The organism is Pseudomonas sp. G1002, from assembly GCF_013385455.1.
Lineage (GTDB): Bacteria > Pseudomonadota > Gammaproteobacteria > Pseudomonadales > Pseudomonadaceae > Aquipseudomonas.
In genome coordinates this window covers 173,238-187,195 of record NZ_JACAPY010000024.1, presented here as the reverse complement: position 1 = coordinate 187,195, position 13,958 = coordinate 173,238, and the positions used below count along the sequence as shown (strand labels likewise).

The following is a 13,958-nucleotide window of genomic DNA, read 5'->3' as shown; positions in this document are numbered from 1 at the left end:
ACTGCTCGGCCACGCCGGTCATTTTGTTGCGACGGCCCATGGACAAAATCTGGGTAAAGCCGCAGTAGAAGAAGATGCCTTCCAGGACGCAGTAGTACGCGACCAGGTTGCGCAGCAGCTCTTTGTCAGTCTCAACGGTACCGGTTTCGAACTTCGGATCGGAGATCGAACGGGTGTACTTCAAGCCCCAGGCAGCCTTTTTGGCGACCGATGGAATCTCGTGGTACATGTTGAAGATCTCGCCTTCATCCATGGCCAGCGATTCGATGCAGTACTGGTAGGCGTGGGTGTGGATCGCTTCTTCGAAGGCCTGGCGCAGGATGTACTGGCGGCACTCCGGGTTGGTGATCAGGCGGTACACGGCCAGTACCAGGTTGTTCGCGACCAACGAATCCGCAGTGGAGAAGAAGCCGAGGTTGCGCATCACGATGCGACGCTCGTCGTCGGTCAGGCCTTCCGGGTTTTTCCACAGGGCGATGTCGGCGGTCATGTTGACCTCTTGCGGCATCCAGTGGTTGGCGCAGCCGTCGAGGTACTTCTGCCAGGCCCAGTCGTACTTGAAGGGTACGAGTTGGTTGAGGTCGGCGCGGCAGTTGATCATGCGCTTTTCGTCAACGGCGACGCGGGCGGCGGAGCCTTCGAGTTCGGCGAGGCCTTCGGCGACGTCGAGTTTGTCGAGGGCGGCCTTGGCGCGCACGATGGCGGCGGAGTCATTGGCGGTGACGGCGCGGGCTTCGATGGCGGCAGCAGCGCCGGCACCGTCGAGGCGGTCCATGTTGGCTTCGGTGGCGTGGCCGGCGTTGGCGCCTTTGGCAACTACTTCGCCGTCTTCTTCTTTGTCGAACTCGTCCCAGCTCAGCATGACGTGTCGTCTCCTGCGTGAGGGCTCTAAGGTGCCCGTGTGAAACCGGATGGTGGGGTGTTCACACGGCCCAAAGGCCGCGGTGGATCTTAAGGAATCGTTTGTTGCAGCTAACGCACGCATTAAACGGAATCAGGGTTACGGGTGTTCTGCTTGAGGCTTGAGGGGCGGAGCAATGCTTACTGGCTCCAGCGGGGGCCTCAGGTCTGGCTCTTCGTCCCAGTGTAAAGGGATATTGCAGGCCCGATTTACCCGCGCATTATAGGGAAAAATTCGACTTTGTGTTGCGGCGGATGGTCTCGGTGAGCGGCCAAAATGGTGGTGTTTGCAGCCAAGGTCCGGGTTTACAAGGCTTTGCCTGGCTTGGATTTTTTTGACGGGCGGTAGGCGTTTGTTTCAGCGCGCCGAACTGGGGCAGATTCGGTCTGGAAGTTCTTGCGCCGTTTGGCGCAAGAACGGGTCGCGGGGGGTTACTGGGCTGCGGCTTTGATGCTGGCAAACATCTGCTTGCCAGCCTTGGCGGGGTCCGCGTCTTTATTGCTCATGAAGTTGCTGACCACATCAAACACCGCCCCTTGCACCGCCTGGGACGTGGACATGTTGAAGGCCATGCTCGGCTCCAGCGTGCCGGCGTTCTCGGCTTCGGCGAAGTCCTTGGCGGAAGCCTGGGCACAGCTGTCGAACTGGCTCATGTCCAGGCCCTTGATCACCGGGATGGAGCCTTTGTTCTGGTTGAACACGCTCTGGAATTGCGGCTCCAGGGCGATCTTGGCCAGGTCGTCGCGAGCCGCGTTGTTGCCCGGCGTATCATTTTTACTGGACGGTTTGAACATGGCCAGTGAGTCGATGGTGTAGCTATAAATGCCTTGTGAGCCGGGGAAGGGCACGCATTCATAATCGGCCCCGGCTTTTTTACCCGCCGCGGTCCACTCACTCTTGGCCCAGTCCCCCATGATTTGCATGCCGGCCTGGCCATTGATGACTTTGTCGGTTTCCATGTTCCAGTCCTGGCCTGCGCCGTTGGGGTCCATGTAGGTCTTCAGCTTGCGCAGCGCGACGAAGACTTCGGTCATTTTGGGGCCGGTGAAGGTGGCTTCGTCGTTGTCGATAAAGGCTTTCTGGAAGCCATCGGCGCCCAGGATGCTGAGCACCAGGCCTTCAAATACGGTGGTGTCCTGCCAGGGTTGGCCGCCGTGGGCGATGGCGATGAAGCCGGCGGCCTTGAGTTTGTCGCCGGCGGCGTAGAGTTCTTCCAGGGTGGCCGGGGCTTTGGACACGCCGGCTTTCTTGAGCACCTCGGGGTTGATCCATAACCAGTTGATGCGGTGGATGTTGAGCGGTACGGCGACGTAGTGGTCGTCGAACTTCATCAGTTGCGCAATGCTTTCGGGCAGCAGGCTGTCCCAGTGATTGGCCTTGGCGACGTTGTCGACGCTGGTCAGCAGGCCCAGCTTGCCCCACTCCTGAATGTCCGGAGCTTTGATCTGCGCGGCAGAGGGCGGGTTGCCGGAGACGGCGCGGCTCTTGAGGACGGTCATGGCAGCAGCGCCACCGCCGCCGGCCACGGCACTGTTTTGCCAGATGAAGCCGTCTTTCTCGATCAGTTGTTGCAGCACCTGTACAGACTTGGCTTCCCCGCCCGAGGTCCAGTAGTGGACGACTTCAACAGTGCCTTTGCTGTCGGCTGCGTGAGCGGCGAACGTGCAAAGGCTGGCGAGGGAGATGGCAACGGCAAGGCGATGGGGGATTTTCATGTGGGATAACCCTTTTTGTTGTTTTAGGGAGCGGTGCTTATTCCAGCCCCAGCCCTTTGCGGCCGAGGGTGTTCAGTTGCGGCGTCATGAAGCGGTCTTTCCACTCTTTCTCGTAGTCCTCCCGGGCGAAATCATCCGGTGAGGCCCCTTGCTCGAACGCCCTGAGCACATCCTTGGCGTACCGCAGGTTTTTCGGGCACATGGGCGCGGCGGGCACGTACATCACGTTGCCCCAGCCCTGTTGATTTTCGACGGGGGCGACGCTGTGGATCACGTCGCAGTGCCACCACACCGAATCGCCGGCCTGCACGTCCGGAATCGGGGTCATGCCCTGGACCAGCAGCGGGTGCCATTTCTCTGAAACTGGCAGCACCTTGCCCGGCGCAACGCCGCACAGCTCATCTTCGGGGACATCGTCCAGCAGCGGGCGCAGCAGCATGTAGGCCATGGCCTTGGGGATCGGCAAGGTATGCAGCACGCCCTGGTCGGCCTGCATGTCGCACAGTGCGGTCCAGCCCTGGAAGGTGCGGAAGGCCGAGCATTTCACCGTGTCCTTGTAGGCGTATTCATCGACTTCGGTGCGATGGGCGGCGTCCCAGGGGTCGTAGGACTTGAAGTCGTTGCGGTAGATCTTGTCGAACACCTTGAGGTAGGCGGGGTGCAGCCAGCGTTCCAGGGCGCCCGAGTCGGTGTGGGGGCCAAGCCCTTTGGAGGTGGTGCCGGGTGGGCGGCGGCGGACGCGGTCGGGGTACAGCGCATTGATGTCTGGGTCGAACCAATGCCGGCCTTGGGAGTTGTAGGTCCACAGGCGGTTCAGGAACGACTGTGCAGCGCCCATGCGTTCGTGTTGGCGCACTTGCATCTGGGCGTCGGACCAATAGATGGGGAATATCTCCGGGCGCGAGGCTTCGAGGTTACCGAAGAAATTGTCGGCCGGGCCGCGATACACCTCGTCGAAATGGTTGTGGTCGAGGTAGTCCAGCAGGCTCTTGTCCCACCCCAGCACTTGTTCCCTGGGGAAGTGGTTGCGGATCACCAGGCAGCCCCTGCGCTTGATGATTGCCCGTTGTGCTTCGGTGACCTGGCCGTTGGCGATGGTTTCAAAGTCAAGCTCGGGCCAGGCGGACTGCTGTGCCTTGATCGAGGCGATTTCAGTACTGATGAACTCGCTGACCTCGGCGAACAGCGTAGGCACATCGCCGATCTGCGCGCGCAGGGCCTTTTTCATCGCGACGATGCTGCGCTTGTAGTCGTCCGGCAGCTCGGCGCATTCGAAGGCGTGGTAGTTGCTCATGGGGTGACCTGTCTTGTTGTTGTGTGCATACAGGTATGGAATCACCCCGGCCCGCCTGGGCGGCAGCCTGATTTGGCGCGTTGAGCAGTACGATTGTGGCGTTTGTTGTAAGGCGTATAGAAGAATCGGCTTATTGAAAGTGATGCCCGTGTTGAAGCCGAAACTGTGACGGCGTCATGCCCTTGTGCGCCTTGAACTGCCGATTGAACAACGCCTGGGAGGCATAGCCGACCTGTTCGGAAATCGCGCTGACCGCCAGGTTGCCCTGCATCAATAAAGCGCAGGCATGTCCGATGCGTAGCCGGACGATGTAGTCCAGCGCCGTGCAGCGTGTATGTTTGCGGAACATGCGATGGAAGGCTGAAACGCTGACGCAGGCCATTTGCGCCAGCTCGGGAATGCCGACAGGTTGCGCATAGTGGCCGTGCAGGTAGTCCAGGACGCGGCGGATGCGCGCGTCTTCAACGATGTGAGGGGCGGCGTTTTCCGTCGCGATGCGCTGCGCGGCGATATCCCGGGACAATGTGTTGAGCACGCTGAGCAACGAGATCAGTCGCTGGGAAGCGTCTTGCTCGACCATTGCTTCGATCACCGGGCGCAGCGCCCGGGACGTAGCATCACTGAAACTCAACGCCTGTCGCGCTGCAGCCAATAGCGCACGCGTCGACCCCATCTCCGGAAACAGTTGCACCAGCGAGTCCGCCCAGGCCTCGGAAAACCAGATGACCAGGGCAATGTGCGGTTTGGCGGGGTCGATCAGCTCGGCGGAAGACCAGCTATGGGGCACGTTCGGGCCCACCAGCACCAGGTCGCCGTCATCGTACAGCGCCACATCGTTGCTGATATAGCGGTGCCCGCGGCTGTTGAGGGTGAGGGTCAGTTCGTATTCGGGATGGTGATGCCATTCAAACGGAATCGCCTCCGGTAGACGCCTGTTCAGCAGGGTCCAGGAGGTGTTCGCCTCGGTGGGGATTTTTTCGAAACTGGCTCGCATGAATGCATCCTGCCTTGCAGGTGAGGTGGCGGCGCCATAATCGTAGCATTCGATTCAAGCGGTAGGGGATAAGCCGGCTCTTTGCCGCAAGAACGATTTCTTGCGGCGAGTAAGATCAGGTTCAGTTCAAACTAACGAAGTTATTATCCGTTAGAGCAACCGTTACCCATGACCTGATATTGAAGAATATGACGCTGACCTTGTGAGTCTTCATATTCCATTTTTACCGGTACAACTTTGCATACATCCGGGACTTCACTCATGGACACTACTTTGGCGACGTCCAGATGGGTGCTGTAAGTGTAATCCTCAACAATCGGGGTGCTCTGGCTGGCTACGTCAGTCGGGGCTTCGTCGGCCAGGGCGGCGGTGGCGCACAAGCTGCTAAGGGCCATAACTAATAACGCTTTCATTTGACTATTTACCTTTTGGCGGTCGAAAGGGGTCACGGGGCCCTTGTGAGGCCACGTGTGTAACTTGATTGGGAAGTTCGGATTAACGTTGCCTTCGTGGGGGCTGTTACGTTGTTAATCACAGTGCCTTGATGGCGAGGTTGATTTTAGGCGTCCGAGTTATATTCATATACCCGTGCTTTTGATAAACACTATTGGTGGTTTTTGTAACAATCGCGAAATGAAGGTTTTTTCAGAAACCTGCAAAGCGCCACGGGCCGCGGGCCAGAGCGCTGCCAGGGGATAGGTGGGCAATTTGTAGGGGCTTGTTACTACCATCGTCGAATGGTTCTATAGGTCCGGCCCGGCTACAACAGGGTCATACAACAACAACTATGTCACCGAGGTAAGAAAGATGAGTGCGGCTTCTCTGTACCCCGTTCGCCCCGAAGTAGCAGCCAATACGCTGACCGATGAGGCGACCTACAAGGCCATGTACCAGCAGTCGGTGGTCAATCCCGACGGTTTCTGGCGCGAGCAAGCCAAGCGCCTTGACTGGATCAAGCCTTTCACCACGGTGAAGCAGACCTCCTTCGACGATCACCATGTCGACATCAAATGGTTTGCCGACGGCACCCTCAACGTTTCCTACAACTGCCTGGACCGCCACCTCGCCGAGCGTGGCGACCAGCCAGCAATCATCTGGGAGGGCGACGACCCTGCCGAAAGCCGCACCATCACCTATCGCGAGCTGCATGAAGAAGTCTGCAAGTTCGCCAACGCCCTGCGCGGCCAGGATGTGCACCGCGGCGACGTGGTGACTATCTATATGCCGATGATTCCCGAAGCCGCGGTCGCCATGCTGGCCTGTGCCCGGATCGGTGCGATTCACTCGGTGGTGTTTGGCGGGTTCTCGCCAGAGGCCCTGGCCGGTCGGATCATCGACTGCAAATCCAAGGTGGTGATCACCGCCGACGAAGGCATTCGTGCCGGCAAGAAGATTTCCCTGAAGGCCAACGTCGACGACGCCCTGACCAACCCGGAAACCAGCAGCATCCAGAAAGTCATCGTGTGCAAGCGCACCGGTGGCAACATCAAGTGGAACCAGCATCGCGACATCTGGTACGAAGACCTGATGAAAGTGGCGGGCACCGTGTGTGCGCCGAAAGAGATGGGCGCCGAAGAAGCGCTGTTCATCCTTTACACCTCCGGCTCCACCGGCAAGCCGAAGGGCGTGCAGCACACCACCGGCGGCTACCTATTGTACGCAGCCCTGACCCACGAGCGCGTGTTTGACTACCGCCCGGGCGAAATCTACTGGTGCACCGCCGACGTCGGCTGGGTCACCGGCCACACCTATATCGTCTATGGCCCACTGGCCAACGGCGCGACCACGCTGATGTTCGAAGGCGTGCCGAACTATCCGGACATCACCCGGGTGGCGAAGATCGTCGACAAGCACAAAGTGAACATCCTCTACACCGCACCGACCGCGATCCGCGCCATGATGGCCTCCGGCACCGCCGCCTGCGAAGGCGCCGATGGCAGCAGCTTGCGCCTGCTGGGTTCGGTGGGTGAGCCGATTAACCCGGAAGCGTGGGACTGGTACTACAAGAACGTCGGCCAATCCCGTTGCCCGATCGTCGATACCTGGTGGCAGACCGAGACCGGCGGCAACATGATGAGCCCGCTGCCGGGCGCCCATGCGCTCAAGCCGGGTTCGGCGGCGCGCCCATTCTTTGGGGTGGTACCGGCGCTGGTGGATAACCTCGGCAACCTGATTGAAGGCGTGGCCGAGGGTAACCTGGTGATCCTGGATTCGTGGCCGGGCCAGGCACGTACGCTGTATGGCGACCATGACCGGTTTGTGGACACCTACTTCAAGACCTTCCGTGGCATGTACTTCACCGGTGACGGTGCGCGCCGTGACGAGGATGGCTACTACTGGATCACCGGGCGGGTGGACGACGTGCTGAACGTCTCCGGCCACCGCATGGGCACCGCCGAGATTGAGAGCGCCATGGTTGCGCACCCGAAAGTCGCGGAAGCGGCGGTGGTGGGGGTGCCTCATGACATCAAGGGCCAGGGCATCTATGTGTATGTCACGCTGAAAAACGGCGAAGAGCCGAATGAAGCGTTGCGCCTGGAGTTGAAAAACTGGGTGCGTAAAGAGATCGGGCCGATTGCTTCACCGGATGTGATCCAGTGGGCACCGGGCTTGCCGAAGACCCGTTCGGGGAAAATCATGCGCCGGATCCTGCGCAAGATTGCCACCGCTGAATACGACGGGTTGGGGGATATCTCCACCCTGGCGGATCCGAGTGTGGTGGCGCATTTGATCGAGACGCACAAGACCATGAACGTGGCGTAAGGCGGGTTTGTGGGACGAAGCCCCATTCGGCGTAGGCCGGGTGGGGCTTTTTTGTGCGATCGGACAGGCGACCTATAACCCATGTGGGAGCGGGCTTGCTCGCGAAGGCGGCGTGTCAGCCAGCACATCACCCACTGACACACCGCCTTCGCGAGCAAGCCCGCTCCCACATTTTGATTGCATTCCAAGATTGGTCATTCAGTGGCGCGACTTACACAAGGCCAATAAATATCGGATTGTGTTGTAGGAAGTTTCTGAATGTTACCGAGCCCGGCAAATGTGTAACCCCACGCCCAAACATGAGGCAAAGTGCTACGCCGTTGCCCCGAAAACCCGCGTCTTAGACGCCCTGAAAAATTAGATCCAACGCTACACTTGCCGTGCTAGAAGGGTTTGCGAATAATAGGCCCGCAACTTGCAGCGTTAACAGGTTTAATATCTTTTGCCTCTGCATAAAATCAAGAGGCTGTCAATGTGCTGGAACCGCTTTCTCGGTGCTTCTGTAAATTGTTGTCGCATTGAGGAAATATCGGCTTCCGGCCTGTCGTTAGAATGCCGATCACTCGCTCGTCGTCGCCGATGCTGAACTGGCGCAGGACGCAGCACCGCTATTCGGTTTCACTCATTCGCATCGTGGGCCCTGGCTCATACTGCTGTTTTGCCCTATACCGATGGAGTCCCAAGATGAAGAAACTCGTGCTGTTGGGCGCCCTGGCGCTGTCCGTGCTGTCCATGCAGGCTTTCGCCGAAGGCAAGCCACTGAAGATTGGTATTGAAGCGGCTTACCCTCCGTTTGCCTCCAAGGCACCGGACGGCAGCATCGTCGGTTTTGACTACGACATCGGCAACGCCCTGTGTGAGCAGATGCAGGTCAAGTGCACCTGGGTTGAGCAGGAATTCGACGGCCTGATCCCGGCGCTGAAAGTGCGCAAGATCGACGCCATCCTGTCCTCGATGTCCATCACTGACGATCGCAAGAAGTCCGTGGACTTCACCAACCGCTACTACCTGACCCCAGCTCGCCTGGTATTGAAGGAAGGCACTGCCGTCAGCGACAGCCTGGATGAATTGAAAGGCAAGAAAATCGGCGTGCAGCGCGGTTCGATCCACGACCGTTTCGCCAAGGAAGTGCTGGCTCCCAAAGGCGCCACCATTGTTCCTTACAGCTCGCAGAACGAAATCTATCTGGACGTAGAAGCCGGTCGCCTTGATGGCACCGTGGCCGACGCCACCCTGTTGCAGGAAGGCTTCCTCGACACGCCAGCCGGTAAAGGCTACGCGTTCACCGGCCCGGCCTTCACCGACGCCAAGTACTTCGGCGACGGTATCGGCATCGCGGTACGTAAAGGCGACAAGGAAAACCTGGACCGCATCAACGCTGCAATCGCTGCGATCCGTGCCAACGGCAAGTACAAGGCAATCCAGGACAAGTACTTCAACTTCGACATTTACGGCCCAGAAGCCAAGTAAACCGTCGCAGCTGTCTGTCCAGAATGGCGCAAGCACCAGGATCTCTGAAGTTTGCGCCATTTTTTCATCCCCCTTTTCGAGGACCTGAATCATGTTGAAAGGCTACGGGGCTGTCATCCTCGATGGCGCTTGGTTGACGCTTCAGCTCGCCTTGTCGTCCATGGCCCTGGCCATTGTTCTGGGTCTGATCGGGGTCGCGTTGCGCCTCTCGCCGGTGCGCTGGTTGGCCTGGCTGGGCGACCTGTACTCCACGGTGATCCGCGGGATCCCCGACCTGGTGCTGATCCTGCTGATTTTCTACGGCGGTCAGGACCTGCTTAACCGCGTTGCGCCGTTGCTCGGCTACAACGACTACATTGACTTGAACCCCTTGGCCGCCGGTATCGGCACCCTGGGTTTCATCTTTGGCGCCTACCTTTCGGAAACCTTCCGTGGCGCCTTCATGGCCATTCCCAAGGGCCAGGCCGAAGCCGGCCTGGCGTATGGCATGAGCCCGTTCCAGGTGTTTTTCCGGGTGATGGTGCCGCAGATGATTCGGCTGGCGATCCCCGGGTTTACCAACAACTGGCTGGTACTGACCAAGGCCACCGCATTGATTTCGGTGGTGGGCCTGCAAGACATGATGTTCAAGGCCAAGCAGGCGGCAGACGCCACCCGCGAACCTTTTACCTTCTTCCTCGCAGTGGCGGCGATGTACCTGGTGATCACCAGCGTGTCGTTGCTGGCCCTGCGTCATCTTGAGAAGCGCTACTCCGTAGGCGTAAAGGCGGCTGATCTATGATCTTCGACTACAACGTCATCTGGGAGGCCATGCCGCTGTACCTCGGCGGCTTGCTGACCACCCTGAAACTGCTGGCCATTTCGCTGTTCTTCGGCTTGCTCGCGGCCTTGCCCCTGGGCCTGATGCGTGTGTCCAAGCAGTCGATCGTCAACGGTGTTGCCTGGCTCTACACCTATGTGATTCGCGGCACGCCGATGCTGGTGCAGCTGTTCTTGATCTACTACGGCCTGGCCCAGTTCGAAGCGGTGCGCGAAAGCTTCCTGTGGCCACTGCTGTCCAGCGCGACCTTCTGCGCCTGCCTGGCGTTTGCCGTGAACACCAGCGCCTATACCGCCGAGATCATCGCCGGCAGCCTCAAGGCCACGCCCCACGGCGAGATCGAGGCAGCCAAGGCCATGGGCATGTCGCGCTACAAGCTGTACCGCCGGATCCTGCTGCCATCGGCCCTGCGCCGGGCGCTGCCGCAATACAGCAACGAAGTGATCATGATGCTCCAGACCACCAGTCTTGCGTCCATCGTCACCCTGATCGACATCACCGGTGCCGCACGCACGGTGAACGCCCAGTACTACTTGCCGTTCGAAGCCTATATCACGGCGGGTGCGTTCTACCTGTGCCTGACCTTCATCCTGGTGCGCCTGTTCAAGTTGGCCGAAGGCCGCTGGCTGAGCTACCTGGCTCCACGGAAGCATTGATATGGAACGTATCGATCACCTGTTGCCCTGGGGTCACCTGGGCTGCGAACGCCAGCTGACGGTGTTTCGTTTCGGTAGCGGCGAGCGCAAGGCTTATATCCAGGCCAGCCTGCACGCGGATGAATTGCCCGGCATGCGCGCCGCCTGGGAGCTGAAAAAGCGCCTGACGGAACTGGAACAGCAAGGCGCCCTCAACGGCGTGATCGAGCTGGTTCCCGTCGCCAATCCGATGGGCCTGGGGCAACTGCTGCAAGGCAGTCACCAGGGCCGTTTCGAGATCGGCAGCGGCAAGAATTTCAACCGCGACTTCGTTGAGTTGAGCGAGCCGGTTACCGAGTTGCTCAACGGCAAGCTGGGGGATGATCCTCACGCCAATGTGCGCTTGATCCGCCAGGCCATGAGCGATGCGCTCAATGCGTTGCCGGCGCCGAGCAGCCAGTTGCAAGGCATGCAGCGGGTGTTGCTGAGCCATGCCTGCACCGCCGACGTGGTCCTCGACCTGCATTGCGACGCCGAAGCCGCGTTGCACATGTACGCGCTGCCGCAACACTGGCCGCAGTGGCGTTCGCTGTCGGCGCACCTGAATGTGAAGGTCGGCCTGCTGGCGGAAGATTCCGGCGGCAGTTCGTTTGACGAAGCCTGTTCGCTGCCGTGGCTGCGGCTGTCCCGGGCGTTCCCCGAGGCGCAGATTCCCCTGGCATGCCTGGCGACGACTCTGGAGCTGGGTGGCCAGGCCGATACTGGCCGTGACGAAGCGATTTTTCACGCCGAAGGCATCCTGGCGTTCCTCGCCGAGCAAGGCCTGATCCGTGGTGAATGGCCCGCGCCGCAGCACGAACCCTGTGAAGGCCTGCCTTTCGAAGGCACCGAGTTGTTGTTCGCGCCCCACGCCGGCGTGATCAGCTACCTGCGTAAAGCCGGTGACGTAGTCGAAGCCGGCGACCCGATATTTGAAGTGATCGATCCCTTGTCCGACCGCGTGAGCATTGTTTGCGCGGGCACGCCTGGGGTGCTGTTTGCCGTTGAACGGCTACGTTATGCCCAAGCGGGTTTCTGGCTGGCCAAGGTGGCGGGGCGCGAAGCGCTGCGGCACGGGCGCTTGCTCAACGACTGACCAACTGTTTTTGTGAGAACCGACCGCATGTACAAACTTGAAGTCCAAGACCTGCATAAACGCTATGGCAGTCATGAAGTGCTCAAAGGTGTGTCCCTGGCCGCCGCGGCCGGTGATGTGATCAGCATCATCGGGTCCAGTGGCTCGGGCAAAAGTACCTTTTTGCGCTGCATCAACCTGCTGGAGCAACCTCACGCCGGCAAGATTCTGCTCAATAACGAAGAGCTGAAACTGGTGGCCAACAAGGACGGCGCCATGAAGGCCGCGGACCCGAAACAGCTGCAACGCATGCGTTCGCGACTGTCGATGGTGTTTCAGCATTTCAACCTGTGGTCCCATATGACCGCGCTGGAAAACGTCATGGAAGCACCGGTGCACGTCTTGGGCATGTCGAAAAAAGACGCCCGGGAAAAGGCCGAGCACTACCTGGCTAAAGTCGGTGTGGGCCATCGTAAGGATGCGTTCCCTGGCCACATGTCCGGCGGTGAACAGCAGCGCGTGGCGATTGCCCGTGCCCTGGCGATGGAGCCTGAGGTGATGCTGTTCGACGAACCCACTTCGGCGCTGGACCCGGAGTTGGTGGGCGAAGTGCTCAAGGTGATGCAGGACCTGGCCCAGGAAGGCCGGACCATGGTGGTGGTGACCCACGAGATGGGCTTTGCCCGTGAAGTCTCCAACCAACTGGTGTTCCTGCACAAAGGCATCGTCGAAGAGCGTGGCAACCCGCGCGAAGTGCTGGTCAACCCACAGTCCGAGCGTTTGCAGCAGTTTCTTTCCGGCAGCTTGAAGTAAACAGAACTGCTTTTATGCACTGAATTAGTGCAAGCTTCACAATCCTGAGGTTGCCCGCTCCCACATTTAGATCTTCACCAGCTTTAGAGATTTGTGTTGGTTTACCGGCTAGCATTGGCCTTTGTCTTCATTACTGTTACTCGCTTCGGATAGCACTCCATGACTGCCCATCGAATTGGTTTCCTGATTTGGCCCAGCACTAAAGCACTGACGCTTGCGCTGGCTGAGGAGGCCTTGCGCGTTGCTCAGCGGGTGCATCCGGACGTGGTGTACGAACTCTCGTTTTTGCAGGCCGAACCGCCAATCGACGGCGCCTGGCAACTGCCGGGTGAGCCCTGGGCTGGCAAGCTGGAAGGTTTCCAAAAGCTGTTCCTGCTGGCCGATGAGCCACCGACCGTCATCGCCTCCCAGCTCAGCACCGCCCTCAAGCAACTGGTGCGTGCCGGGTGTGTGATCGGCGGCCTGTCGGCCGGTGTGTATCCGTTGGCCCAACTCGGTCTGCTCGACGGCTATCGCGCCGCTGTGCACTGGCGCTGGCAGGACGATTTCGCCGAGCGTTTCCCCAAGGTCATCGCCACCAGCCATCTGTTCGACTGGGACCGTGACCGCCTGACCGCCTGCGGTGGCATGTCGGTACTCGACCTGCTGCTGGCAGTGCTGGCCCGTGACCACGGCGCCGAACTGGCCGGGGCAGTCTCGGAAGAGCTGGTGGTAGAGCGCATCCGTGAGGGCGGCGAGCGCCAGCGCATCCCACTGCAAAACCGTCTGGGTTCCAGCCATCCAAAGCTGACCCAGGCCGTGTTGCTGATGGAGGCCAACATCGAAGAGCCGCTGACCACCGACGAAATCGCCCAGCATGTGTGCGTGTCCCGACGACAGCTCGAGCGGATCTTCAAGCAATACCTCAATCGTGTCCCCAGCCAGTACTACCTGGAACTGCGCCTGAACAAGGCCCGCCAGATGCTCATGCAAACCAGCAAGTCGATCATCCAGATCGGCCTGTCCTGCGGCTTCTCCTCGGGGCCGCACTTCTCCAGCGCCTACCGCAACTTCTTCGGCGCCACCCCTCGTGAAGACCGCAACCAGCGCCGCAGCAGCAGCCCGTTCGAATTGTCGTCGGTGCCGTCCGAGCGCGGCTAGGCATCAGTGCTCGGCCGGCATCTCCAGGCATGACGCTGTTCCTGTGCGCGGATGAGATCAACAGCAGACCAAAACGGCCATCGGCGACGGCATTGGATAGTTGTGCCTCACCGACCGCCCAAAACCGGCCCGGGCGGTTTAAACTGCGCCATTGCGATGCTATTTGTCGCATTGGCGTAAACCCGCGAAAATCGCGGGTTGGCGCTATAAGAAGTTGTCGCTTGGCGGCAAGGCCGCGCTGAAAACTGTCCTTACAATCCCTGCATCGCCCGCCAGTTTCAGGCAGGCGTTCCTCTTCA

General features: G+C 59.8%; 12 protein-coding genes. 7 read left to right on the top strand and 5 right to left on the bottom strand.

Annotation, left to right across the window (positions count from 1 at the left end):
• The 5 genes from HX801_RS13220 to HX801_RS13200 form a co-directional block, all read right to left on the bottom strand.
• Positions 1–862, bottom strand: an 862-nt coding sequence (locus tag HX801_RS13220; protein ID WP_177022213.1) for a ribonucleotide-diphosphate reductase subunit beta, incomplete at its 3' end; no start/stop codon positions are given.
• A gap of 470 nt (positions 863–1,332) precedes the next feature.
• Complete coding sequence (locus HX801_RS13215) at positions 1,333–2,616, bottom strand: ABC transporter substrate-binding protein (RefSeq protein ID WP_177022212.1); 1,284 nt, start codon at positions 2,614–2,616, stop codon at positions 1,333–1,335.
• Between the two features lie 37 nt (positions 2,617–2,653).
• Positions 2,654–3,910, bottom strand: coding sequence for a DUF1479 domain-containing protein (locus tag HX801_RS13210; protein ID WP_177022211.1), 1,257 nt, complete (start codon positions 3,908–3,910; stop codon positions 2,654–2,656).
• A gap of 130 nt (positions 3,911–4,040) precedes the next feature.
• Complete coding sequence (locus HX801_RS13205; protein ID WP_177022210.1) at positions 4,041–4,904, bottom strand: AraC family transcriptional regulator; 864 nt, start codon at positions 4,902–4,904, stop codon at positions 4,041–4,043.
• Positions 4,905–5,047: 143 nt separating this feature from the next.
• Entirely contained in the window at positions 5,048–5,317 is a 270-nt protein-coding gene (locus tag HX801_RS13200) for a DUF2790 domain-containing protein (RefSeq protein ID WP_008435250.1), read from the bottom strand.
• Positions 5,318–5,711: 394 nt separating this feature from the next.
• Here HX801_RS13200 and acs point away from each other — a divergent pair, with 394 nt between their 5' ends.
• From acs to HX801_RS13165, 7 genes are all read left to right on the top strand, one after another.
• A complete protein-coding gene (gene acs, locus HX801_RS13195) occupies positions 5,712–7,667 on the top strand; it encodes an acetate--CoA ligase (RefSeq protein ID WP_003214346.1) in 1,956 nt (651 codons plus the stop codon).
• A gap of 684 nt (positions 7,668–8,351) precedes the next feature.
• Positions 8,352–9,137 (top strand): ABC transporter substrate-binding protein, encoded by a 786-nt coding sequence (locus HX801_RS13190; protein WP_003214343.1) that lies wholly within the window; start codon positions 8,352–8,354, stop codon positions 9,135–9,137.
• 91 nt (positions 9,138–9,228) lie between these two features.
• Positions 9,229–9,918, top strand: coding sequence for an ABC transporter permease (locus tag HX801_RS13185; RefSeq protein WP_003214341.1), 690 nt, complete (start codon positions 9,229–9,231; stop codon positions 9,916–9,918).
• Positions 9,915–10,613: an ABC transporter permease gene (locus HX801_RS13180; RefSeq protein WP_177022209.1), complete on the top strand. Its 699-nt coding sequence runs from the start codon at positions 9,915–9,917 to the stop codon at positions 10,611–10,613. Before HX801_RS13185 ends, HX801_RS13180 begins: the two co-directional genes overlap by 4 nt.
• Position 10,614: 1 nt before the next feature.
• A complete protein-coding gene (locus HX801_RS13175) occupies positions 10,615–11,727 on the top strand; it encodes a succinylglutamate desuccinylase/aspartoacylase family protein (RefSeq protein ID WP_008435255.1) in 1,113 nt (370 codons plus the stop codon).
• Between the two features lie 27 nt (positions 11,728–11,754).
• Positions 11,755–12,519 (top strand): ABC transporter ATP-binding protein, encoded by a 765-nt coding sequence (locus HX801_RS13170; RefSeq protein WP_003214336.1) that lies wholly within the window; start codon positions 11,755–11,757, stop codon positions 12,517–12,519.
• 159 nt (positions 12,520–12,678) lie between these two features.
• Positions 12,679–13,659: a GlxA family transcriptional regulator gene (locus tag HX801_RS13165; RefSeq protein ID WP_003214334.1), complete on the top strand. Its 981-nt coding sequence runs from the start codon at positions 12,679–12,681 to the stop codon at positions 13,657–13,659.
• The last annotated feature ends 299 nt before the right edge of the window (positions 13,660–13,958 follow it).